We start from the raw sequence: 22,355 nt of genomic DNA, 5'->3' as shown, positions 1-22,355 counted from the left end.
CGGAACCTGCCAGTTTCAACTTACGCTTTTACTCTCATTTACGCTGGGGATGCTGGTATATGTTGAATTTTTAGTTTAGATTTTACTTAATTTAGTAACTCTTTAAATAAATATGACTGAACTCGCGCAATTACAGGCCAGAGCCGAACAGGCTGCAGCCTTATTGAAAGCAATGAGCCACCCCAAACGGTTGCTGATTCTGTGCATGCTTAGCGGTTCACCCGGCACCAGCGCGGGAGAACTGACGCGCATTACCGGACTAAGTGCCTCTGCTACATCACAGCATCTCGCTCGAATGCGGGACGAAGGGCTTATCGACAGCCAACGGGATGCCCAACGCATTCTATATTTCATTAAAAATGAGGCGGTAAATACCATTATCGCCACCCTGAAAAATGTCTATTGTCCGTAAGGAGTCACTATGGCTTTGACAATCATTTCGCCGAATGATGCACAAGAATTAATCGCACGCGGCGCAAAGTTAATCGATATTCGTGATGCTGATGAATATCTTCGTGAACATATTCCTGAAGCAGATCTAGCTCCATTATCCGTGATCGAACAGTCAGGTTTTCCGGCTAAATTACGTAGCGAGCAAATTATATTCCACTGCCAGGCAGGTAAACGCACCAGTAATAACGCTGATAAATTAGCAGCGATTGCCGCCCCCGCAGAAATCTTTTTACTCGAAGATGGGATTGATGGCTGGAAAAAAGCAGGATTGCCAGTAGCAGTAAATAAATCGCACCCCTTGCCGTTAATGCGTCAGGTGCAGATCGCCGCGGGTGGTTTAATATTAATCGGGGTTGTACTGGGTTATACCGTAAATAGCAGTTTCTTCTTATTAAGTGGTTTTGTCGGAGCCGGATTATTGCTTGCAGGAATCAGCGGCTTTTGTGGGATGGCAAGGTTGTTGGATAAGATGCCGTGGAACCAGCGAGCTTGAGAAGCGACGCCGGACGCGCCATAGCAGCGACATCCGGCTTCAGTAATTAGATCAGGAAATCGTCGAGAGATTTACCTTCTGCCAGCGCCTGAGCAATTGGCTTCGGCGTACGGCCCTGACCGGTCCAGGTTTTAGTTTCACCGTTAACATCGGTGAATTTATATTTCGCCGGACGCGGCTGGCGTTTTTTACCAGCACGTGGGGCAGCAGCAGAGCTATTACTAAATAACTCTTCCGGGTTAATTCCGTCTGCTTGCATCAGCTCCAGCCAGGTGCTAATTTTTTCCTGGCGCTCTGCCAGTTCACGCTGCTGCTGTTCTTCTTCTTCACGTCTTTCTTTAGTGACAACCCTGAATTTTTCAAGCATTTCTTCAAGAACGTCAATGGAGAATTCGCGAGCCATCGCACGGAGAGTGCGAATGTTATTTAAACTTTGTAACATTACAGACATAATAAAGAAAACCTTTTAACGCCCAAACAAAAAAGTATTTCGTCGTGTAGTGTAAGCGATCATTTATTATATTTCCACAAAATTTAATCTATTCACAGTCCTACACGAGATTATTTCAGCTGTTATTTCCTGAGACTCTCAGAATAATATCAAGATTATATATTAGCCATTTTGATGAGTAATTTCGGTTATCAATGAACTGAGAGGCGCTCTCTGCTCGCCAATTCTGCAAGCCTGACAAAACAAAAGTGAATAAAAATGCAATAAAACTGAATAAAACAAAACACCAATCACTGGTGCTTTCTGCTGTCATTCCGCATTATCTGGCATAAAAAATGCTGAAAATGACCAAGTCACTACATTCACCGAATTCTCTACGATTATAGCGTTACCTCTCCAAAACCTTCATTAGCGAAAATAAAGAAACGCTCATATCCAATTGATTTAATTAAAAATTAATCATACTGGCATGTAAAAATCCACAATGTACAAAAAACGCGCCGCTACGGAACATTTTATCTACAAAATCAGATTAAATAAAAATTTTTCACTAATTGATTAGTTATAACCAGCGATATACGCTATGCAAAAATGCAGATGGCAATGAGATCCACTGCCTTCACCGCCATTAACATCCCATTACGCTTTTATTAAGGAGCATTAGCATGTTCTCACCGCAGTCACGCTTGCGTCATGCAGTTGCAGATACGTTCGCGATGGTTGTTTACTGTTCTGTCGTGAACATGTGTATTGAAGTTTTCCTCTCCGGAATGAGCTTCGAACAGTCCCTTTATTCCAGATTGGTGGCGATTCCGGTGAATATCTTAATTGCATGGCCATACGGTATGTACCGCGATCTGTTTATGCGCGCGGCACGCAAAGTTAGCACGTCGGGCTGGGTAAAAAATCTGGCAGATATCCTGGCTTATGTGACGTTCCAGTCACCAGTATATGTGGCGATCTTGTTAGTGGTAGGCGCAGACTGGCACCAGATTTTGGCGGCGGTCAGTTCAAACATCGTTGTTTCGATGTTGATGGGAGCGGTTTATGGCTACTTCCTTGATTATTGCCGCCGACTGTTTAAAGTCAGCCGTTACCAGCAGGTAAAAGCCTGACCCTTCTTTTCGCGACTGGCATCGCCAGTCGCATCTTTAACTGGCTTCGCCAAATAAACCATTCAGATAACGTTCAAGCGCAACACGCGAACTAAAGCCATGCGGGATACCGTAATGCTCATGACGTTCACCCGCTAAATAGAGCGGAAATTGCTGGTAATGATCGCAAGTTTTAATATCGGAAGCGGGTTCAGCCAGTGTTGAACTACGTTCTTTTAATATTGGATGAATCACCAGGGCGGTGCGTCCCATTCGCGCTTCGCGATTAACATAGACATAATTTTCCCCACGGCGGTAACCATAAGCTTTCGGGGTCACCACATCGACAGTAAAGCCGACTTTTTCAAGTACGCGCGCCACCTCGTCTGGTCGTAAATACATATTTGATCCTCACTATTATCCACTGCGGGCCTACCTTACCTGATTGCGCATTCACAACGCTTTCAGAAAAGTCCATAAAGCCGCGATGAACCTCAGTTAAGAAAATGATGGTCTACACTAAAATTACATCGAATTCTAATAGGGGATCATATGTTTAACCGACCGAACCGCAACGACGTCGATGATGGCGTGCAGGATATTCAGAATGATGTCAATCAATTAGCTGACAGCCTCGAATCTGTATTGAAGTCCTGGGGCAGCGACGCCAAAGGGGAAGCCGAAGCCGCACGCAGTAAAGCACAGGCATTACTAAAAGAAACCAGAGCGCGAATGCATGGTCGTACTCGCGTCCAGCAAGCCGCGCGCGATGCCGTTGGCTGCGCGGATTCTTTTGTTCGTGAAAGACCCTGGTGTAGCGTGGGTACCGCAGCTGCGGTAGGTATTTTTATCGGCGCACTGTTGAGCATGCGCAAATCGTAGTGCAACAATGAGAATAAATACACGTCTTTGACCCCGAAGCCTGGCTTCGGGGTTTCTTTTTGCCTGGTGAATCACAAAAATCCCCCTACCCCGTCACGCTCATATCCTGGGTAATTCCGACCATTATTTGCTATATATTGTGTGGTTGAATCTTTTTTAAACTACATCTAGTATCTCTGTATCAACAGAGAGACAACCCGACGCGTATCATCGCGCCGTATCTTCATTTTAAACGGAAATACGAATCATGCGCATTACCATTTACACTCGTAACGATTGCGTTCAGTGCCACGCCACCAAACGGGCGATGGAAAACCGGGGCTTTAATTTTGAAATGATCAATGTCGATCGCGTTCCTGAAGCGGCAGAAGCGTTGCGTGCTCAGGGCTTTCGTCAGTTGCCGGTCGTGATTGCAGGCGATCTTAGCTGGTCTGGTTTCCGCCCGGACATGATCAACCGTCTGCATCCAGCACCACACGCGGCCAGTGCATGAACCCGCTCCTCTACTTCTCCAGCAGCTCCGAAAATACGCAGCGTTTTATCGAACGTTTGGGGCTGCCCGCAGTACGCATCCCGCTCAATGAGCGGGAACGGATTCAGGTAAACGAGCCTTACATCCTGATCGTCCCCTCTTACGGCGGCGGCGGTACGGCTGGCGCGGTGCCACGACAGGTAATTCGCTTTTTAAACGACGCGCATAACCGGGCGTTGCTTCGCGGCGTTATTGCTTCGGGTAATCGCAACTTTGGTGAGGCGTATGGCCGCGCCGGAGATGTGATTGCTCAAAAATGCGGCGTACCGTGGCTGTACCGCTTTGAACTCATGGGTACGCAAAGCGATATCGAAAACGTTCGTAACGGAGTAACCGAATTTTGGCAACGACAACCGCAGAACGCCTGACGCAGGACACGATGGATTACCACGCTCTGAATGCGATGCTTAACCTTTACGATAGCGCGGGTCGCATTCAGTTCGATAAAGACCACCAGGCCGTTGACGCCTTTATGGCAACGCATGTGCGTGTGAACAGTATGACCTTCAGTAGCCAGCAGCAGCGCCTGAACTGGCTGGTCAACGAAGGTTACTATGATGAAGACGTTCTTAACCGCTACTCTCGCGATTTTGTCATTACGCTGTTTGCCCACGCGCACGCCAGCGGTTTTCGTTTCCAGACATTCCTCGGTGCATGGAAGTTTTACACCAGCTATACGTTGAAGACATTTGACGGTAAGCGTTATCTGGAAGATTTTGCCGATCGAGTGGTTATGGTGGCGCTAACGCTGGCACAAGGCGACAAAAGGCTGGCGTTGCAACTGGCTGATGAGATGCTGTCTGGACGCTTTCAGCCTGCCACGCCAACATTCCTCAACTGTGGTAAACAGCAGCGCGGCGAACTGGTTTCCTGTTTTCTGCTGCGTATTGAAGACAATATGGAGTCGATTGGTCGGGCGGTAAATTCCGCACTGCAACTGTCGAAACGCGGTGGCGGCGTGGCATTTTTGCTGTCGAATCTGCGGGAAGCGGGCGCGCCAATTAAACGTATTGAAAATCAATCTTCTGGCGTAATTCCAGTGATGAAAATGCTGGAAGACGCATTTTCCTATGCCAACCAACTCGGCGCTCGTCAGGGGGCTGGTGCAGTCTATTTACATGCCCATCATCCCGATATTTTGCGTTTTCTCGACACAAAACGAGAAAATGCCGACGAAAAAATCCGCATTAAAACACTGTCGCTGGGAGTGGTGATCCCGGATATCACTTTTCATCTGGCAAAAGAGAATGCGCAAATGGCACTATTTTCGCCTTATGACGTTGAGCGGTTTTATGGCAAGCCGTTTGCCGATATCGCCATCAGCGAATGCTATGACGAACTGGTTGCCGATGAACGCATCCGCAAAAAATACATCAACGCCCGTGATTTCTTCCAGCAACTGGCAGAGATCCAGTTTGAGTCTGGCTATCCGTACATCATGTATGAAGACACGGTTAACCGTGCTAACCCTATCGCCGGGCGCATAAATATGAGCAATCTTTGCTCAGAAATTTTGCAGGTTAATAGCGCCTCAAAGTATGACGAGAATCTCGACTATGCTCGCACAGGCCATGATATTTCCTGTAATTTAGGTTCGTTGAATATTGCCCACACCATGGATTCCCCCGACTTTGCCCGCACGGTTGAGGTCGCCGTACGCGGTTTAACAGCGGTGTCAGATATGAGTCATATCCGCAGCGTGCCATCCATCGAAGCCGGAAATGCCGCCTCGCACGCCATCGGACTGGGGCAGATGAATTTACATGGCTATCTGGCACGAGAAGGCATCGCTTATGGTTCGCCGGAAGCTCTGGATTTTACCAATCTCTATTTCTATACCATCACCTGGCACGCGCTGCGTACCTCAATGTTGCTGGCGCGCGAACGCGGTAAAACCTTCGCCGGGTTCAAACAGTCACGCTATGCCAGCGGTGAATATTTTAGCCAATATCTGCAAGGTAACTGGCAGCCGAAAACGGAGAAAGTTGGCGAACTGTTTGCTCGTAGCGGTATCACGTTACCTACCCGTGAGATGTGGGTGCAGCTGCGCGACGACGTGATACGTTATGGTATCTACAACCAGAATCTCCAGGCGGTGCCGCCAACCGGTTCTATTTCTTATATCAATCATGCTACGTCGAGTATTCATCCGATTGTAGCGAAAGTAGAGATACGCAAAGAAGGAAAAACAGGACGCGTTTACTACCCTGCCCCGTTTATGACTAACGAAAATCTGGCGCTGTATCAGGATGCTTACGAAATTGGCGCGGAAAAGATCATCGACACCTACGCCGAAGCGACCCGCCATGTCGACCAGGGACTGTCGCTGACGCTGTTTTTCCCCGATACCGCCACCACTCGCGATATCAACAAAGCACAGATTTACGCCTGGCGCAAAGGTATCAAAACGCTCTATTACATTCGCCTGCGTCAGAGGGCGCTGGAAGGCACTGAAATTGAAGGCTGCGTCTCCTGTGCGCTTTAATAGACAGAAAGAGAATTGCAATATATTGAATTTGCAAGATTTTGTAGTCCGGATAAGGCGTTCAGGCCGCATCCGGCAGGAACAAAGTGCACATTGCCAAAAATCGGAGCCTGATGAGTCCGGCTTTAAGGAATATCTATGAAACTCTCACGTATCAGCGCCATCAACTGGAACAAGATATCTGACGATAAAGATCTGGAGGTGTGGAATCGCCTGACCAGCAATTTCTGGCTACCAGAAAAGGTGCCGCTGTCTAACGATATTCCTGCGTGGCAGACATTAAGTACCGTAGAACAACAGCTGACAATGCGCGTTTTTACTGGCCTGACGCTGCTCGACACGCTGCAAAATGTTATCGGTGCGCCTTCGCTGATGCCCGATGCACTCACGCCCCATGAAGAGGCGATACTATCGAATATCAGCTTTATGGAAGCGGTTCATGCCCGTTCTTACAGTTCGATTTTCTCGACGTTGTGCCAGACAAAAGATGTCGATGCCGCCTACGCCTGGAGTGAAGAAAACGCGCCGTTACAACGAAAAGCACAGATTATTCAGCAACATTATCGCGGCGATAATCCGCTGAAAAAGAAAATCGCCAGTGTGTTTCTTGAATCATTTTTGTTCTACTCCGGCTTCTGGCTACCAATGTATTTTTCCAGTCGCGGTAAGCTAACCAATACCGCCGATCTGATCCGTCTGATTATCCGCGATGAAGCAGTCCACGGTTATTACATCGGCTATAAATACCAGAAAAACCTGAAAAAAATCTCCCAGGCACAACGTGAAGAGTTGAAGAGTTTCGCCTTAGATTTATTGCTGGAATTTTATGACAACGAGTTGCAGTACACCGATGAGTTGTACGCCGAAACAACGTGGGCTGACGATGTAAAGGCGTTTCTCTGCTACAACGCCAATAAGGCGTTGATGAATCTGGGCTACGAACCGTTATTTCCTGCAGAAATGGCAGAAGTGAATCCGGCAATCCTCGCCGCACTTTCGCCGAATGCCGATGAAAATCACGATTTCTTTTCCGGTTCAGGCTCCTCTTACGTGATGGGAAAAGCGGTAGAAACAGAAGATGAAGACTGGAATTTCTGACGGGGTATTTTTCAAAATATCACTAACTACAGCAGGGAAATAATCCCTACCAAATAGCTTTTTATCACGTAAATATTTTGTGGTGATCGACACTGATACTCTGTTGCATTATTCGCCTGAAACCACAATATTCAGGCGTTTTTTCACTATCTATCACAAAAAATATCAACTTTTCTCGATTTGCTCTCAGCCCTTATATCATGGGAAATTCCGGCGTTTTGCTCGCATCAATATTCATGCTTCATTTGCTCTCAGGGGTTGCCTCAGATTCTCAGTATGTTAGGGTAGAAAAAAGTGACTATTTCCATTGGGTAATATATCGACATAAACAAATAACAGGAATCTTTCTATTGCATGGCAATTAAATTAGAAATTAAAAATCTCTATAAAATATTCGGCGAGCATCCTCAGCGAGCGTTCAAATATATCGAACAAGGACTTTCAAAAGAACAAATTCTGGAAAAAACTGGGCTATCGCTTGGCGTAAAAGACGCCAGTCTGGCCATTGAAGAAGGCGAGATATTTGTCATCATGGGATTATCCGGCTCGGGTAAATCCACAATGGTACGCCTTCTCAATCGCCTGATTGAACCCACCCGCGGGCAAGTGCTGATTGATGGTGTGGATATTGCCAAGATATCCGACGCCGAACTCCGTGAGGTGCGCAGAAAAAAAATTGCGATGGTATTCCAGTCCTTTGCCTTAATGCCGCATATGACCGTGCTGGACAATACCGCGTTCGGTATGGAGTTGGCCGGAGTTAACGCCGAAGAACGCCGGGAAAAAGCCCTTGATGCCCTGCGTCAGGTCGGGCTGGAAAATTATGCCCACAGCTACCCGGATGAACTCTCTGGCGGGATGCGTCAACGTGTCGGATTAGCCCGCGCGTTAGCGATTAATCCGGATATTTTATTAATGGATGAAGCCTTTTCAGCGCTCGACCCATTAATTCGCACCGAGATGCAGGATGAGCTGGTAAAATTACAGGCGAAACATCAGCGCACCATCGTCTTTATTTCTCACGATCTCGATGAAGCTATGCGTATTGGCGACCGAATTGCCATTATGCAAAATGGTGAAGTGGTACAGGTCGGCACACCGGATGAAATTCTCAATAATCCGGCGAATGATTATGTCCGTACTTTCTTCCGTGGCGTCGATATTAGTCAGGTATTCAGCGCGAAAGATATTGCCCGTCGGACACCGAATGGCTTAATTCGTAAAACCCCTGGCTTCGGACCACGTTCGGCACTGAAATTATTGCAGGATGAAGACCGCGAATATGGTTACGTCATCGAACGCGGTAATAAGTTTGTCGGCGCTGTGTCTATCGATTCGCTTAAAGCCGCATTAACGCAGCAACAAGGTCTTGATGCTGCACTGATTGATGCGCCGTTAGCGGTCGATGCGCAAACACCTCTTAGCGAGTTGCTCTCCCATGTCGGACAGGCGCCCTGTGCAGTGCCCGTGGTCGACGAGGACCAACAGTATGTCGGCATTATTTCGAAAGGAATGCTGCTGCGCGCTTTAGATCGTGAGGGGGTAAACAATGGCTGATCAACATAATCCGTGGGATACCACACCAGCGGCAGACAGCGCTGCACAATCCGCAGACGCCTGGGGTACACCGGCGACTACACCGACTGACGGCGGTGGCGCTGACTGGCTGACCAGTACGCCTGCACCAAACGTCGAGCATTTTAATATTCTCGATCCGTTCCATAAGACGCTGATCCCGCTCGACAGTTGGGTAACTGAAGGGATCGACTGGGTCGTTACCCATTTCCGTCCCGTCTTCCAGGGCGTGCGCGTTCCGGTCGATTACATCCTTAACGGTTTTCAGCAACTGCTGCTGGGTATGCCCGCGCCGGTGGCGATTATCGTTTTCGCTCTTATCGCCTGGCAGATTTCCGGGGTCGGAATGGGCGTGGCAACACTGATTTCGCTGATGGCCATCGGCGCTATCGGTGCCTGGTCGCAGGCAATGGTTACTCTGGCATTGGTGTTAACCGCCCTGCTGTTCTGTATCGTCATCGGTTTGCCGCTGGGGATCTGGCTGGCGAGAAGTCCGCGAGCGGCGAAAATTATTCGTCCACTGCTTGATGCCATGCAGACCACACCAGCGTTTGTTTATCTGGTGCCTATCGTCATGCTGTTTGGCATCGGCAACGTGCCGGGCGTAGTGGTGACGATCATCTTTGCTCTGCCGCCGATTATTCGTCTGACTATTCTGGGGATTAACCAGGTTCCGGCAGATCTGATTGAAGCCTCGCGCTCATTTGGTGCCAGCCCGCGCCAGATGCTGTTCAAAGTTCAGTTACCGCTGGCAATGCCGACCATTATGGCGGGCGTTAACCAAACGCTGATGCTGGCTCTTTCTATGGTGGTCATCGCCTCGATGATTGCCGTCGGCGGGCTGGGTCAGATGGTACTTCGCGGTATCGGTCGTCTGGATATGGGGCTTGCCACCGTTGGCGGCGTCGGGATTGTGATCCTCGCCATTATCCTCGATCGCCTGACGCAGGCCGTTGGACGTGACTCACGCAGTCGCGGCAACCGTCGCTGGTACACCACTGGCCCTGTCGGTCTGCTGACCCGCCCATTCATTCAGTAACTCTGCACTTGCCCGGTGACGCCGGGCATTATCACCCTGCCAAAGAAAGGAATAACAATGCGACATAGCGTACTTTTTGCGACAGCGTTTGCCACGCTTATCTCTACACAAACTTTTGCTGCCGATCTGCCGGGCAAAGGCGTTACTGTTAATCCCGTTCAGAGCACCATCACCGAAGAAACTTTCCAGACGCTGCTGGTCAGCCGCGCGCTGGAGAAGTTAGGTTATACCGTCAATAAACCCAGCGAAGTAGATTACAACGTTGGCTACACATCGCTTGCTTCCGGCGATGCAACCTTCACCGCAGTGAACTGGACGCCACTGCATGACAACATGTACGAAGCAGCCGGTGGCGATAAGAAATTTTATCGTGAAGGGGTATTTGTTAACGGCGCGGCGCAGGGTTACCTGATCGATAAGAAAACCGCCGACCAGTACAAAATCACCAACATCGCACAACTGAAAGACCCGAAGATCGCCAAACTGTTCGATACCAACGGCGACGGTAAAGCGGATTTAACCGGCTGTAACCCAGGCTGGGGCTGCGAAGGTGCGATCAACCACCAGCTTGCCGCGTATGGACTGACCAATACCGTGACGCATAATCAGGGGAACTATGCGGCGATGATGGCCGATACCATCAGTCGTTACAAAGAGGGTAAGCCGGTGTTTTACTACACCTGGACGCCGTACTGGGTGAGTAATGAGCTGAAGCCGGGCAAAGATGTGGTCTGGTTGCAGGTGCCGTTCTCCGCACTGCCGGGAGATAAAAATGCTGACACTAAACTGCCAAATGGCGCGAATTACGGCTTCCCGGTCAGCACCATGCATATCGTTGCCAACAAAGCCTGGGCCGAGAAAAATCCAGCAGCAGCGAAACTATTTGCCATTATGCAGTTACCAGTGGCAGATATTAACGCCCAGAACGCCATTATGCATGACGGCAAAGCCTCAGAAGGCGATATTCAGGGCCACGTTGATGGCTGGATCAAAGCCCATCAGCAGCAGTTCGATGGCTGGGTGAAGGAGGCGCTGGCAGCGCAGAAGTAAATATTGATAATCGCGCAGACAATACTTATATGAGCACTTGCAGCGATGGTTTTCATCCGGCTGAAAATCGATGAAACGTTTTCTGAAGGCTGGGCGCCAGCAACTATTACGCCCAGCCATTGCCCGACACCATCGCGCGTAACTTTTCCCTTTCTGCCCGTTCAGCGGGCTTTATTGTCCCCCTGATGCGCGTAGTCGCCTGACTACAGGTTACATGACCAGCTACTTTATTGGCGGTGCCGCCGGTTCGCTAATTTCAGCCTCAGCCTGGCAACATGGCGGTTGGGCAGGCATTTGTCTGGCTGGTGCGACGATTGCCCTGGTTAACTTACTGGTCTGGTGGCGAGGTTTTCATCGTCAGGAAGCCGCAAATTAAGCAATCAGCAACCGCTTTCGTGGCTTTACACTTATAGGGTGTTAAGAAGCCCATCAGTCTGATAAGGTTAAGATATTCAGTCTATTTATAATATTAACAATCGTTAAGCGAACACTCTATGGAAAGCCCTACTCCACAGCCTGCTCCTGGTTCGGCGACCTTCATGGAAGGATGCAAAGACAGTTTACCGATTGTTATTAGTTATATTCCGGTGGCCTTTGCGTTCGGTCTGAATGCGACCCGTCTGGGATTCTCTCCTCTCGAAAGCGTTTTTTTCTCCTGCATCATTTATGCAGGCGCGAGCCAGTTCGTCATTACCACGATGCTGGCGGCCGGGAGTAGTTTGTGGGTTGCTGCACTGACCGTCATGGCAATGGATGTTCGCCATGTTTTGTATGGCCCATCACTGCGTAGCCGTATTATTCAGCGTCTGCAAAAATCGAAAACTGCCCTGTGGGCGTTTGGCCTGACGGATGAAGTTTTTGCCGCCGCAACCGCAAAACTGGTACGCAATAATCGCCGCTGGAGCGAGAACTGGATGATCGGCATTGCCTTCAGTTCATGGTCATCGTGGGTATTTGGTACGGTAATAGGGGCATTCTCCGGCAGCGGCTTGCTGCAAGGTTATCCCGCCGTTGAAGCAGCATTAGGTTTTATGCTTCCGGCACTCTTTATGAGTTTCCTGCTCGCCTCTTTCCAGCGCAAACAATCTCTTTGCGTTACCGCAGCGTTAGTTGGTGCTCTTGCAGGCGTAACGCTATTTTCTATTCCCGCTGCCATTCTGGCAGGCATTGTTTGTGGCTGCCTCACTGCGTTAATCCAGACATTCTGGCAAGGAGCGTCTGATGAGCTATGAGGTTTTGCTGCTTGGGTTACTGGTTGGCGCGGCGAATTATTGCTTCCGCTATTTGCCGCTGCGCCTGCGTGTGGGTAATGCCCGTCCAACCAAACGTGGCGCGGTAAGTATTTTGCTCGACACCATAGGCATCGCCTCGATATGCGCTCTGCTGGTTGTTTCTACCGCACCAGAAGTGATGCATGATACACGCCGTTTCGTGCCCACGCTGGTCGGCTTCGCGGTACTGGGTGTCAGTTTCTATAAAACACGCAGCATTATTATCCCAACACTGCTTAGTGCGCTGGCCTATGGGCTCGCCTGGAAAGTGATGGCGATTATATAACCCACAAGAATTATTTTTCTAAAACAATACGTTTACTTTATTTGTCACTGTCGTTACTATATCGGCTGAAATTAATGAGGTCATACCCAAATGGATAGTTCGTTTACGCCCATTGAACAAATGCTAAAATTTCGCGCCAGCCGCCACGAAGATTTTCCTTATCAGGAGATCCTTCTGACCCGTCTTTGCATGCATATGCAAAGCAAGCTGCTGGAGAACCGCAATAAAATGCTGAAGGCTCAGGGGATTAACGAGACGTTGTTTATGGCGTTGATTACGCTGGAGTCTCAGGAAAACCACAGTATTCAGCCTTCTGAATTGAGTTGTGCTCTTGGATCATCCCGTACCAACGCGACGCGTATTGCCGATGAACTGGAAAAACGCGGTTGGATCGAACGTCGTGAAAGCGATAACGACCGTCGTTGCCTGTATCTGCAATTAACGGAAAAAGGTCACGAGTTTTTGCGCGAGGTTTTACCGCCGCAGCATAACTGCCTGCATCAACTCTGGTCCGCGCTCAGCACAACAGAAAAAGATCAGCTTGAGCAAATCACCCGCAAATTGCTCTCCCGTCTCGACCAGATGGAACAAGACGGTGTGGTTCTCGAAGCGATGAGCTAACGCGTCATCTCATTCAAAAATCCAGATTTATAAAAGAAAAAATGACCGGCCAGCATCGCAACATGCTGGCCTTTTTGGCAAGCAGGTCGACTCAGCCGATGAGTTAAGAAGATCGTGGAGAACAATATGAGCGCAAATGCGGAGACTCAAACCCCGCAGCAACCGGTAAAGAAGAGCGGCAAACGTAAGCGTCTGCTCCTCCTTCTCACCTTGCTCTTTATAATTATTGCCGTAGCGATAGGGATTTATTGGTTTTTGGTACTGCGTCATTTCGAAGAAACCGATGACGCATACGTGGCAGGGAATCAGATTCAAATTATGTCTCAGGTGTCTGGCAGCGTGACGAAAGTCTGGGCCGATAACACCGATTTTGTGAAAGAAGGCGATGTGCTGGTCACTCTCGACCCGACAGATGCTCGCCAGGCGTTTGAAAAAGCCAAAACTGCACTGGCTTCCAGCGTTCGCCAAACCCACCAGCTGATGATTAACAGCAAACAGTTGCAGGCAAATATTGAGGTGCAGAAAATCGCCCTCGCCAAAGCACAAAGTGACTACAACCGCCGTGTGCCGCTGGGCAATGCCAACCTGATTGGTCGCGAGGAGCTGCAACACGCACGCGACGCCGTCACCAGCGCCCAGGCGCAACTTGACGTCGCTATTCAACAATACAATGCCAATCAGGCGATGGTTCTGGCGACTAAACTGGAAGATCAGCCTGCCGTGCAACAGGCAGCCACCGAAGTACGTAACGCCTGGCTGGCGTTGGAACGTACCCGTATTGTCAGTCCGATGACCGGCTATGTTTCCCGTCGCGCGGTACAGCCTGGCGCGCAAATTAGCCCAACGACGCCGCTGATGGCGGTCGTTCCCGCCACGAATATGTGGGTGGATGCCAACTTTAAAGAAACGCAGATTGCCAATATGCGCATCGGTCAGCCGGTCACTATCACCACCGATATTTACGGCGATGAGGTGAAATACACCGGTAAAGTGGTTGGTCTGGATATGGGGACTGGTAGCGCGTTCTCGCTGCTTCCGGCGCAAAATGCGACCGGTAACTGGATCAAAGTCGTTCAGCGTCTGCCTGTGCGTATTGAACTGGACCAAAAACAGCTGGAGCAATACCCGCTGCGTATCGGTTTATCCACGCTAGTGAGCGTCAATACCACTCACCGTGACGGTCAGGTACTGGCGAACAAAGTACGTTCTACGCCGGTAGCGGTAAGCACCGCGCGTGAAATCAGCCTGGCACCTGTCAATAAACTGATCGACGATATCGTAAAAGCTAACGCTGGCTAATCCAGAGGTGCGTGTAATGCAACAGCAAAAACCGCTGGAAGGCGCGCAACTGGTCATTATGACGATTGCGCTGTCACTGGCGACATTCATGCAGGTGCTGGACTCCACCATTGCTAACGTGGCGATCCCCACAATCGCCGGAAACCTGGGCTCATCGCTCAGCCAGGGAACGTGGGTAATCACGTCTTTCGGGGTGGCAAATGCCATCTCGATCCCGCTTACCGGCTGGCTGGCAAAGCGCGTCGGGGAAGTAAAACTTTTCCTCTGGTCAACCATCGCCTTTGCTATTGCGTCGTGGGCATGTGGTGTCTCCAGCAGCCTGAATATGCTGATCTTCTTCCGCGTGATTCAGGGGATTGTCGCCGGGCCGTTAATCCCGCTTTCGCAAAGTCTATTGCTCAATAACTACCCTCCCGCCAGACGCTCGATCGCGCTGGCGCTGTGGTCGATGACGGTAATTGTCGCGCCAATTTGCGGCCCGATCCTTGGCGGTTATATCAGCGATAATTACCACTGGGGCTGGATATTCTTCATCAACGTGCCGATTGGCGTGGCGGTGGTGTTGATGACGCTGCAAACCCTGCGCGGACGCGAAACCCGCACCGAACGGCGGCGAATTGATGCCGTGGGGCTGGCACTGCTGGTAATTGGTATCGGCAGCCTGCAGATTATGCTCGACCGGGGTAAAGAGCTGGACTGGTTCTCATCACAGGAAATTATCATCCTCACCGTGGTGGCGGTGGTGGCTATCTGCTTCCTGATTGTCTGGGAGCTGACCGACGATAACCCGATAGTCGATCTGTCGTTGTTTAAGTCGCGCAACTTCACCATCGGCTGCTTATGTGTCAGCCTCGCCTATATGCTCTACTTCGGCGCTATTGTTCTGCTGCCGCAGTTGTTGCAGGAAGTCTACGGCTACACGGCAACATGGGCAGGGTTGGCCTCTGCACCGGTAGGGATTATTCCGGTGATCCTGTCGCCGATTATTGGTCGCTTCGCACATAAACTGGATATGCGTCGGCTGGTAACCTTCAGCTTTATTATGTATGCAGTCTGCTTCTACTGGCGTGCTTATACCTTTGAACCGGGTATGGATTTTGGCGCGTCGGCCTGGCCGCAATTTATCCAGGGTTTTGCGGTGGCTTGCTTCTTTATGCCGCTGACCACGATTACGCTGTCTGGTTTGCCACCGGAACGACTGGCGGCGGCATCGAGCCTCTCCAACTTTACGCGAACGCTGGCGGGGTCTATCGGCACGTCGATAACCACGACCATGTGGACTAACCGCGAGTCGATGCACCATGCGCAGTTGACTGAGTCGGTAAACCCGTTTAACCCGAACGCCCAGGCGATGTATAGTCAACTGGAAGGGCTGGGGATGACACAACAGCAGGCTTCCGGCTGGATTGCTCAACAGATCACCAATCAGGGGCTGATTATTTCTGCCAATGAGATCTTCTGGATGTCAGCCGGGATATTCCTCGTCTTGCTGGGGCTGGTGTGGTTTGCTAAACCGCCATTTGGCGCAGGTGGCGGCGGAGGCGGTGCGCACTAAGGTTGTCAAAGGGAGCTACGGCTCCCTTTTTATTTGCTCATTCTACAAACGGTTGTTTTATCCACTCATTCGGTGTATCTTTTCGCCGCTCCAAACTCTTCCATTCACCATTAACCGGTTCTGAGCATTCGCTCAGGTTGTTAATTCTCTTTTTCTTTCGCCCTCGCTTTCGCGGGTGATACTCACATTTTTCTTTTAACCCCATAACTCGCACCCTCGCGAGCGTACATTTATTACACACAAAATAATGGATTATTATGAATACCCAACGTAAATATGGGAGAACCTGGCATTATCCCTTCTCCCCTGGCACCACCAGCGATGACCGCATTAACGCCGATTACTGGCAGAATTTACAGGCCATCACGCAATTGGTGCACACAGAAAAACTCGACGGTGAAAATAACTGTCTTAACCGCTACGGCGTGTTTGCCCGTTCCCATGCCGCGCCTACGGAATCGGCATGGACCTATAAAATTCGCCAACGCTGGCAACTGCTGAAAAATGATCTCGGCGACCTGGAGTTGTTTGGTGAAAATCTTTACGCCGTTCATTCCATTGAATACCGCGCGCTGGAACAGGGCTTTTATCTGTTTGCCGTTCGCTGCCAGGATATGTGGCTGAGCTGGGAAGAGGTGCAGTTTTACGCCGCTCTGTTTGATTTCCCCTGCGTTCCCGAAATTTCCGGCCCGCAGCCGGGGAATGATGAAAAAAGCTGGCAACGTGATTTTCTGTCGCTGACCAATGCGCGCGGTGCGTTCGATCCCTGGGATACGCAAACAGGGCAACCCTGTACGCTGGAAGGCATTGTCAGCCGGAATAGTGACGCGTTTTCCGTCGCTGACTTTTCGCATAACGTCTTCAAGTATGTACGCAAAAATCATGTCAAAACTACCGAGCACTGGAAACGCCACTGGCAACGGGCGCGGATGGCCCATGAGTTCGCTTACGGAGAACAGTCATGATTTGGCAACTTACCGACGACAAACGCTGGTCGACACTACGCCAGCGTTTTAGTTGGGTTGAGGAGATGCATAACACACCGCAAGACCCGGAGCATCATGGTGAAGGCGATGTCGGTGTACATACCGAAATGGTGCTTAATGCCCTCGTGGCTCTGCCAGAATTCCAGCAACTCCCCGCCCGGCAGCAAGAAATTTTATGGGCGGCGGCGTTATTGCATGATGTTGAAAAGCGCAGTACTACCGTGCAAGAAAATGGACGTATTCAGTCACCTGGCCATGCTCGTCGGGGCGAGCTGACGGCCCGACACATTTTATGGCGCGATATCCCTACGCCGTTCGTGCTGCGTGAACAAATTGTTGCGCTGGTACGTCTGCATGGGTTACCGCTGTGGTTACTGGAACGTCCGCAACCGGAGCGTTTGCTGCTCACGGCTGCAATGCGCATCGACACGCGTCTGCTCGCTTTGCTTGCTCGTGCCGATCTGCTTGGTCGCCAAAGCCCGGATCAGCAATCAATGCTGGAACGCATCGAGTTGTTCGAGCTGTTTTGCCATGAGCAACAATGCTGGGGAAAAGTGCGCCCGTTCGTTTCTGATTCCGCACGCTGGCATTACCTGACTCATGAACAAAGTTCTCCCGATTTTGTCCCCTGGGAGGCTGAACCTTTTGAGGTTATTTTGCTGTGTGGCTTACCGGGTATGGGCAAAGATCGCTATATCAGTGACCAGTGTCAGGGAATGGATGTTATCAGTCTTGATGATATGCGGCGGCGAATCAATGCCAGCCCGGACGACAAAACTGCCACCGGGCGTATTGTGCAACAGGCCAAAGCAGAGGCACGCGTTTTTTTACGCCAGAAAAAGTCGTTCGTCTGGAATGCGACGAACATTACCCGCCAGCTGCGTAGCCAGCTCATCAGTTTGTTTACGGCTTACGGTGCACGGGTAAAAATCGTTTATCTGGAAGTGCCGTGGGCGCAATGGAAACAGCAAAATGCCAGGCGCGAGTTTGCAGTTCCTGAAGTGGTCGTGATACGGATGGCCTCAAGGCTGGAAGTTCCTCAACCTGATGAAGCACATAGCGTGGAATATCGGGTGACTGACAGGTAGTAAAAGCCGGGCAGGTGATATCAACTGCCCGGCCTCTTCAGCTTAAACTGACTAGATGTGCAGTTCCTGCAACTTCTCTTTCGGCAGCGCCAGCTCTTCGTTGCTGTTGATGCGCACGTCACGTTCCAGAATGCTACGTGCAATATCCTGCGCTTCCTGCAACGAGTGCATCTGGTAAGTGCCACACTGGTAGACGTTCAGTTCCGGGATCTGATTCTGATCCTGCACTTTCAACACGTCTTCCATTGCCGCTTTCCAGGCATCAGCGACGCGCTGTTCATCTGGCGTACCAATCAGACTCATATAAAAACCGGTGCGGCAGCCCATTGGCGAGATATCGATAATCTCTACGCCATTACCGTTAAGATGGTTACGCATAAAACCAGCAAACAGGTGCTCCAGGGTATGGATCCCTCTTTCTGGCATCACTTCTTTGTTCGGTACGCAGAAGCGCAGATCGAACACGGTGATTGCGTCGCCATGCGGGGTGTTCATTGTTTTCGCCACCCGAACTGCAGGCGCTTCCATCCGGGTATGATCGACTGTGAAGCTATCTAACAACGGCATTTAGCCACCTCCGGTAATTTTTTTAAAAATTTTCTGAACTCTTTCTTCCCTGGCGAGTCTGAGTATATGAAAGACGCGCATTTGTTATCATCATCCCTGAATTCAGTGATGAAATTTTGGCCACTCACGAGTGGCCTTTTTCTTTTCTGTCAGGCGTTTTTTTCCAGCCACACCGCAAACGGTTCGGTATCAGCGGCTTCTATTTCCTGCTGACGGCGTTCAGACGCCTCACGCTCGGCGACAAAATCCTCTTCGCGCAGAATTTCCAGTGGCTCTTCACGCAGCAGATTACGGTACGCTTGTGCAAACGCTTTGCCTGTTCCACCAATACCAGTATCAATCATAGACCTTAAGATACGGGCAGAGAAAGTCAGATCGGGATTATCGAAGCAGGCGACCAGTTCATCACACACTTTCTGGTACGCTTCGCCGCCGTTAATGCTATCCAGCGTTTGTGCAACGCGTTTCAGATCGCGGAACAAATCTTTCCCCACTTGCGGTAACGGGAACTGTGCGGTTTCGCAGCCGATACCTAGCGTCAGGCCCGGTTTGCGACCTTCGAGGATCACCCGGTTCCAGTTAACGCGTGTACAGGCAAGTTCGCTACTGCTCATTTCCGGAGCATCAGCCAGCGCACACCAGACCATAAACAGGTCAAGGAATCGCACCTGCTGTTCATCTACACCAATCGGCGAGAACGGATTGATGTCCAGTGAACGCACTTCAATATATTCAATACCGCCACGTAAGAGTGCATCTGAAGGCGACTCGCCGCTACGGGTAACGCGTTTTGGACGAATCGGCGCGTACAGTTCGTTTTCAATCTGCAGCACGTTGCTGTTGATTTGCAGTCGCTTACCGTCTTTCTCAATACCAATCTTCGCATACTCTTCCGATGGCGTTTTGATTGCCTGTTTAAGGCCCGCTACGTACTCGTAGAGATCGTTGAAGGTAATACCAAGATTGCTTTGCGACTTGTTGGTATAGCCAAGATCGCTCAAACGCAGAGAGGTCGCATACGGCAGGTAATACATACCGCACTCGGTTTTCTCAAACGGCAGCGAAGTCGGTTTACCTTGCAGGAAAGAAGAGCAAATAGCCGGAGACGCGCCAAAAAGATAAGGAATAACCCAACCGAAGCGATAGTAGTTGCGGATAACGCGGAAATAGCCCGCAGAAATTTTCTCTTTGGCATCAGCGCCTGAGATATCACCGCACTTCGCTTGCCAGAATGCCATTGGCAAAGAGAAATTGTAGTGCACGCCGGAAATGGTTTGCATCAGTGCGCCGTAGCGATTTTTCAGCCCTTCACGGTAGAGCGTTTTAAAGCGTCCGGTATTAGAAGTGCCGTACTGTGCCAGTTCGATGTCCTGACCTTCCGCGATGTAACATGGCATACTTAACGGCCACATCCGCTCATCGCCCATATTGCGCGCCGTATAACGATGCAGATCGCGCATGAAGGTCAGCATATGATCAATATCATCATCCACTGGTGTAATAAATTCCAGCAATGCTTCCGCAAAATCGGTAGTAATCCATTTATGTGTCAGTGAGCAACCTAATGCTTCAGGATGACCTGTTGTTGCCAGTGTGCCATCAGCATTAACACGCAAAGTTTCGCGCTCCAGCCCACGCTGTATCCCCTTTAACGCCTGAGGATGTTTTTCCAGCCAGGCCAGCGCCTGTGATACGTCCGGGATCAAATTGACCTCCCGCCTGTCAAAATCGTTTTAATTAGCATAACTGTAATGGTGACCATATGTGCAGGCCTACAATTAGTGCCACCACATCATGCCCTGAACGGTAGCTGCTGCAACTGCAACATAACGTAACGCTTTACCAAGGCACAAAAAAAAGATTACCGGCCCCCAGGAGATGCGCATCCATCCCGCTAACAGACACAGTAAATCGCCAACGACGGGCATCCAGCTTAATAATAGCGTGACTGCACCATAGCGTTTCAGCCAGCCGGTAGCTTTCTCTTGCCAGCGCGATGTTTTACACAATGGAAAGAAACGCCCAAGGATAACGTTAGTTAACCCTCCAAGGCTATTACCCATTGTTGCTGTTAATACTAAAACCCAGGGATGACTGATCCCGGAAAGCAACATTGCCACCAGAACGACTTCGGAATTGCCGGGTAATAGTGTAGCGCTGAGAAAACTACTGGCAAACAACGAGAAGAGCGATAACACTTCACTCACAACAAACGAACATCCACAGCGTCCATACCTGCAGCACGGGCAGCCTGAATACCGAAATCTGCATCCTCAAAGACCACACACTGTGTTGGTTGCACGCCCATACGCTGCGCGCACAACAAAAATGTGTCTGGAGCAGGTTTATGGTGTTTGACGTGATCGGCAGCAACGACTGCGTCAAAATAACGACGTAATCCCAGGTGCGTTAACAGCACCTCAGCGATGGCGCTTTCACTCCCCGTCCCCACAGCCATTGGCCGACGACCATGCCAGCTTTTCACCACTTCAACAAGAGGAAGCGGCTCGACGCTATCCAGCAGCATGCTTCTTACCGCCTCTGTTTTTTCACGCGCCAGCGCATGCGGGTCGAGATCAGCCTGATTCAATTCAATGATCGCCTGAGCAATTCGCCAGGTGGGCGAGCCATTAAGTGCAATCATCGCCTGAACATCGTACTGAAGACCGTAGTGTCCTAATACTTCGCGCCACGCTTTACGGTGTGTCGGTTCCGTATCCAGGATAGTGCCATCCATATCAAAAATTAAACCTGCATAACGCTCGTACATGGTCTTCTCGCAAATCGAAAAATATGGCGCTACTTTAGCGTAATTGCTTGATTTTGTCGCTGATGAAGAAGGAGAAGAATATTCAGGATATGGATAAAATAGTTATTTAGAAATGAGATATTTTTGAAGGAAATTTTTTGGAGAATATGGTGCATCCGGGAGGATGACTCACTGGCGTTCGCCCGTTGGGCCGTTGCTAAAGCAACGTTATCCTCCCTGGTGCCTGCGGTTATCACCGTTACCTCTTCCACACCTTCATCAATGAAAGTTACGGAGAATATGGTGCATCCGGGAGGATTCGAACCTCCGACCGCTCGGTTCGTAGCCGAGTACTCTATCCAGCTGAGCTACGGATGCATCGGGAAACTTATTTTACTGCAGATTTTGATATCGCTACTAAAGCCATATCAAGTAAGAGATGGTGCATCCGGGAGGATTCGAACCTCCGACCGCTCGGTTCGTAGCCGAGTACTCTATCCAGCTGAGCTACGGATGCAAATGGCGGTGAGGCGGGGATTCGAACCCCGGATGCAGCTTTTAACCGCATACTCCCTTAGCAGGGGAGCGCCTTCAGCCTCTCGGCCACCTCACCACACGCCTCTTACGAGTGCTTCGAAGAACTTGTTTATCGCTCATCGTCGCTGCGTGGCGCACATATTACTTTCTGAGACTTATAAGTCAAACAATTTTTCCCACACTTTTATCGTTTGCACACTTCACGCGCAATTAGTCTGTAAAAACGTCAAAAAGAGTGTTTTAT

The 22,355-nt window shown here is 50.1% G+C and carries 24 protein-coding genes, 3 tRNA genes and 1 pseudogene; 19 read left to right on the top strand and 9 right to left on the bottom strand.

The window, feature by feature from the left end:
• Positions 1-112 precede the first annotated feature (112 nt).
• Positions 113-412 (top strand): ArsR/SmtB family transcription factor, encoded by a 300-nt coding sequence (locus A7090_RS04075; RefSeq protein ID WP_105273132.1) that lies wholly within the window; start codon positions 113-115, stop codon positions 410-412.
• A 9-nt stretch (positions 413-421) separates the two neighbouring features.
• On the top strand, positions 422-946 hold the full coding sequence (gene ygaP / locus A7090_RS04070) for a thiosulfate sulfurtransferase YgaP (RefSeq protein WP_105273131.1): 525 nt from the start codon (positions 422-424) through the stop codon (positions 944-946).
• Positions 947-992: 46 nt separating this feature from the next.
• Here the strand turns inward: ygaP and stpA are convergent, their stop codons facing one another.
• Positions 993-1,397, bottom strand: coding sequence for a DNA-binding protein StpA (gene stpA, locus A7090_RS04065; RefSeq protein WP_105273130.1), 405 nt, complete (start codon positions 1,395-1,397; stop codon positions 993-995).
• A 665-nt stretch (positions 1,398-2,062) separates the two neighbouring features.
• Between stpA and alaE the strand changes: the two genes are divergently transcribed.
• The gene (alaE, locus tag A7090_RS04060) at positions 2,063-2,512 is read left to right on the top strand and encodes an L-alanine exporter AlaE (RefSeq protein ID WP_105273129.1); all 450 of its coding nucleotides are present in this window, start codon (positions 2,063-2,065) and stop codon (positions 2,510-2,512) included.
• 36 nt (positions 2,513-2,548) lie between these two features.
• On the opposite strand, the gene A7090_RS04055 is transcribed toward alaE, so the two are convergent.
• On the bottom strand, positions 2,549-2,893 hold the full coding sequence (locus tag A7090_RS04055) for a DUF2002 family protein (RefSeq protein WP_105273128.1): 345 nt from the start codon (positions 2,891-2,893) through the stop codon (positions 2,549-2,551).
• A 150-nt stretch (positions 2,894-3,043) separates the two neighbouring features.
• Between A7090_RS04055 and A7090_RS04050 the strand changes: the two genes are divergently transcribed.
• The 16 genes and pseudogenes from A7090_RS04050 (at position 3,044) to A7090_RS03965 (ending at position 18,258) form a co-directional block, all read left to right on the top strand.
• Positions 3,044-3,373, top strand: coding sequence for a DUF883 domain-containing protein (locus A7090_RS04050; protein ID WP_001295174.1), 330 nt, complete (start codon positions 3,044-3,046; stop codon positions 3,371-3,373).
• A 247-nt stretch (positions 3,374-3,620) separates the two neighbouring features.
• Positions 3,621-3,866, top strand: a complete 246-nt coding sequence (gene nrdH, locus A7090_RS04045; RefSeq protein WP_069905572.1) for a glutaredoxin-like protein NrdH — start codon at positions 3,621-3,623, stop codon at positions 3,864-3,866.
• Positions 3,863-4,273 carry a class Ib ribonucleoside-diphosphate reductase assembly flavoprotein NrdI gene (gene nrdI / locus A7090_RS04040; RefSeq protein ID WP_105273127.1) on the top strand — a complete coding sequence of 137 codons (411 nt, stop codon included), beginning with the start codon at positions 3,863-3,865 and terminating at the stop codon, positions 4,271-4,273. The genes nrdH and nrdI overlap by 4 nt, the downstream gene beginning before the upstream one ends.
• Positions 4,246-6,390 (top strand): class 1b ribonucleoside-diphosphate reductase subunit alpha, encoded by a 2,145-nt coding sequence (nrdE, locus tag A7090_RS04035; RefSeq protein ID WP_105273126.1) that lies wholly within the window; start codon positions 4,246-4,248, stop codon positions 6,388-6,390. The genes nrdI and nrdE overlap by 28 nt, the downstream gene beginning before the upstream one ends.
• Before the next feature lie 138 nt (positions 6,391-6,528).
• Positions 6,529-7,488 (top strand): class 1b ribonucleoside-diphosphate reductase subunit beta, encoded by a 960-nt coding sequence (gene nrdF, locus A7090_RS04030; protein ID WP_105273125.1) that lies wholly within the window; start codon positions 6,529-6,531, stop codon positions 7,486-7,488.
• 354 nt (positions 7,489-7,842) lie between these two features.
• Positions 7,843-9,045, top strand: coding sequence for a glycine betaine/L-proline ABC transporter ATP-binding protein ProV (proV, locus tag A7090_RS04020; RefSeq protein WP_105273123.1), 1,203 nt, complete (start codon positions 7,843-7,845; stop codon positions 9,043-9,045).
• Positions 9,038-10,102 carry a glycine betaine/L-proline ABC transporter permease ProW gene (gene proW, locus A7090_RS04015; protein ID WP_105273122.1) on the top strand — a complete coding sequence of 355 codons (1,065 nt, stop codon included), beginning with the start codon at positions 9,038-9,040 and terminating at the stop codon, positions 10,100-10,102. Before proV ends, proW begins: the two co-directional genes overlap by 8 nt.
• A gap of 57 nt (positions 10,103-10,159) precedes the next feature.
• Positions 10,160-11,152: a glycine betaine/L-proline ABC transporter substrate-binding protein ProX gene (gene proX / locus A7090_RS04010; RefSeq protein ID WP_105273121.1), complete on the top strand. Its 993-nt coding sequence runs from the start codon at positions 10,160-10,162 to the stop codon at positions 11,150-11,152.
• A 181-nt stretch (positions 11,153-11,333) separates the two neighbouring features.
• Positions 11,334-11,528 (top strand): annotated as a pseudogene (locus A7090_RS04000) (transporter); the annotation flags it as partial.
• Between the two features lie 118 nt (positions 11,529-11,646).
• On the top strand, positions 11,647-12,384 hold the full coding sequence (gene ygaZ, locus A7090_RS03995) for an L-valine exporter subunit YgaZ (RefSeq protein ID WP_105273119.1): 738 nt from the start codon (positions 11,647-11,649) through the stop codon (positions 12,382-12,384).
• The gene (gene ygaH / locus A7090_RS03990) at positions 12,374-12,709 is read left to right on the top strand and encodes an L-valine transporter subunit YgaH (protein ID WP_105273118.1); all 336 of its coding nucleotides are present in this window, start codon (positions 12,374-12,376) and stop codon (positions 12,707-12,709) included. Before ygaZ ends, ygaH begins: the two co-directional genes overlap by 11 nt.
• Positions 12,710-12,799: 90 nt before the next feature.
• The gene (emrR, locus tag A7090_RS03985; protein WP_000378447.1) at positions 12,800-13,330 is read left to right on the top strand and encodes a multidrug efflux transporter EmrAB transcriptional repressor EmrR; all 531 of its coding nucleotides are present in this window, start codon (positions 12,800-12,802) and stop codon (positions 13,328-13,330) included.
• Positions 13,331-13,456: 126 nt separating this feature from the next.
• Positions 13,457-14,629, top strand: coding sequence for a multidrug efflux MFS transporter periplasmic adaptor subunit EmrA (emrA, locus tag A7090_RS03980; protein WP_105273117.1), 1,173 nt, complete (start codon positions 13,457-13,459; stop codon positions 14,627-14,629).
• Between the two features lie 16 nt (positions 14,630-14,645).
• Complete coding sequence (gene emrB, locus A7090_RS03975; protein WP_105273116.1) at positions 14,646-16,184, top strand: multidrug efflux MFS transporter permease subunit EmrB; 1,539 nt, start codon at positions 14,646-14,648, stop codon at positions 16,182-16,184.
• A gap of 257 nt (positions 16,185-16,441) precedes the next feature.
• Complete coding sequence (locus tag A7090_RS03970) at positions 16,442-17,149, top strand: RNA ligase family protein (protein ID WP_105273115.1); 708 nt, start codon at positions 16,442-16,444, stop codon at positions 17,147-17,149.
• Positions 17,146-18,258, top strand: coding sequence for an AAA family ATPase (locus tag A7090_RS03965; protein ID WP_105273114.1), 1,113 nt, complete (start codon positions 17,146-17,148; stop codon positions 18,256-18,258). The genes A7090_RS03970 and A7090_RS03965 overlap by 4 nt, the downstream gene beginning before the upstream one ends.
• Before the next feature lie 51 nt (positions 18,259-18,309).
• Here the strand turns inward: A7090_RS03965 and luxS are convergent, their stop codons facing one another.
• The 7 genes from luxS to A7090_RS03930 form a co-directional block, all read right to left on the bottom strand.
• Complete coding sequence (luxS, locus tag A7090_RS03960; RefSeq protein WP_001130211.1) at positions 18,310-18,825, bottom strand: S-ribosylhomocysteine lyase; 516 nt, start codon at positions 18,823-18,825, stop codon at positions 18,310-18,312.
• Positions 18,826-18,974: 149 nt separating this feature from the next.
• Complete coding sequence (gene gshA / locus A7090_RS03955; RefSeq protein ID WP_105273113.1) at positions 18,975-20,531, bottom strand: glutamate--cysteine ligase; 1,557 nt, start codon at positions 20,529-20,531, stop codon at positions 18,975-18,977.
• 72 nt (positions 20,532-20,603) lie between these two features.
• A complete protein-coding gene (locus A7090_RS03950) occupies positions 20,604-21,032 on the bottom strand; it encodes a YqaA family protein (protein WP_105273112.1) in 429 nt (142 codons plus the stop codon).
• Complete coding sequence (gene yqaB / locus A7090_RS03945; protein ID WP_105273111.1) at positions 21,029-21,595, bottom strand: fructose-1-phosphate/6-phosphogluconate phosphatase; 567 nt, start codon at positions 21,593-21,595, stop codon at positions 21,029-21,031. The genes A7090_RS03950 and yqaB overlap by 4 nt, the downstream gene beginning before the upstream one ends.
• Before the next feature lie 280 nt (positions 21,596-21,875).
• Positions 21,876-21,952, bottom strand: a tRNA-Arg gene (locus A7090_RS03940).
• A 62-nt stretch (positions 21,953-22,014) separates the two neighbouring features.
• Positions 22,015-22,091 (bottom strand) — tRNA-Arg (locus tag A7090_RS03935).
• Positions 22,092-22,094: 3 nt separating this feature from the next.
• Positions 22,095-22,187, bottom strand: a tRNA-Ser gene (locus A7090_RS03930).
• Between the last annotated feature and the right edge of the window lie 168 nt (positions 22,188-22,355).

Source organism: Escherichia sp. MOD1-EC7003, assembly GCF_002965065.1.
Taxonomy (GTDB): domain Bacteria; phylum Pseudomonadota; class Gammaproteobacteria; order Enterobacterales; family Enterobacteriaceae; genus Escherichia.
Note: the sequence above shows the minus strand (reverse complement) of the source record. Positions and strands in the feature narration are given on the sequence as shown.

What these genes read in the sequence shown, in the direction of transcription:
- A7090_RS04075 (WP_105273132.1), top strand. Translation starts at nt 113, where the DNA reads ATGACTGAACTCGCGCAATTACAGGCCAGAGCCGAACAGGCTGCAGCC.
- ygaP (WP_105273131.1), top strand. Translation starts at nt 422, where the DNA reads ATGGCTTTGACAATCATTTCGCCGAATGATGCACAAGAATTAATCGCA.
- stpA (WP_105273130.1), bottom strand. Translation starts at nt 1,397, where the DNA reads ATGTCTGTAATGTTACAAAGTTTAAATAACATTCGCACTCTCCGTGCG.
- alaE (WP_105273129.1), top strand. Translation starts at nt 2,063, where the DNA reads ATGTTCTCACCGCAGTCACGCTTGCGTCATGCAGTTGCAGATACGTTC.
- A7090_RS04055 (WP_105273128.1), bottom strand. Translation starts at nt 2,893, where the DNA reads ATGTATTTACGACCAGACGAGGTGGCGCGCGTACTTGAAAAAGTCGGC.
- A7090_RS04050 (WP_001295174.1), top strand. Translation starts at nt 3,044, where the DNA reads ATGTTTAACCGACCGAACCGCAACGACGTCGATGATGGCGTGCAGGAT.
- nrdH (WP_069905572.1), top strand. Translation starts at nt 3,621, where the DNA reads ATGCGCATTACCATTTACACTCGTAACGATTGCGTTCAGTGCCACGCC.
- nrdI (WP_105273127.1), top strand. Translation starts at nt 3,863, where the DNA reads ATGAACCCGCTCCTCTACTTCTCCAGCAGCTCCGAAAATACGCAGCGT.
- nrdF (WP_105273125.1), top strand. Translation starts at nt 6,529, where the DNA reads ATGAAACTCTCACGTATCAGCGCCATCAACTGGAACAAGATATCTGAC.
- proV (WP_105273123.1), top strand. Translation starts at nt 7,843, where the DNA reads ATGGCAATTAAATTAGAAATTAAAAATCTCTATAAAATATTCGGCGAG.
- proW (WP_105273122.1), top strand. Translation starts at nt 9,038, where the DNA reads ATGGCTGATCAACATAATCCGTGGGATACCACACCAGCGGCAGACAGC.
- proX (WP_105273121.1), top strand. Translation starts at nt 10,160, where the DNA reads ATGCGACATAGCGTACTTTTTGCGACAGCGTTTGCCACGCTTATCTCT.
- ygaZ (WP_105273119.1), top strand. Translation starts at nt 11,647, where the DNA reads ATGGAAAGCCCTACTCCACAGCCTGCTCCTGGTTCGGCGACCTTCATG.
- ygaH (WP_105273118.1), top strand. Translation starts at nt 12,374, where the DNA reads ATGAGCTATGAGGTTTTGCTGCTTGGGTTACTGGTTGGCGCGGCGAAT.
- emrR (WP_000378447.1), top strand. Translation starts at nt 12,800, where the DNA reads ATGGATAGTTCGTTTACGCCCATTGAACAAATGCTAAAATTTCGCGCC.
- emrA (WP_105273117.1), top strand. Translation starts at nt 13,457, where the DNA reads ATGAGCGCAAATGCGGAGACTCAAACCCCGCAGCAACCGGTAAAGAAG.
- emrB (WP_105273116.1), top strand. Translation starts at nt 14,646, where the DNA reads ATGCAACAGCAAAAACCGCTGGAAGGCGCGCAACTGGTCATTATGACG.
- A7090_RS03970 (WP_105273115.1), top strand. Translation starts at nt 16,442, where the DNA reads ATGAATACCCAACGTAAATATGGGAGAACCTGGCATTATCCCTTCTCC.
- A7090_RS03965 (WP_105273114.1), top strand. Translation starts at nt 17,146, where the DNA reads ATGATTTGGCAACTTACCGACGACAAACGCTGGTCGACACTACGCCAG.
- luxS (WP_001130211.1), bottom strand. Translation starts at nt 18,825, where the DNA reads ATGCCGTTGTTAGATAGCTTCACAGTCGATCATACCCGGATGGAAGCG.
- yqaB (WP_105273111.1), bottom strand. Translation starts at nt 21,595, where the DNA reads ATGTACGAGCGTTATGCAGGTTTAATTTTTGATATGGATGGCACTATC.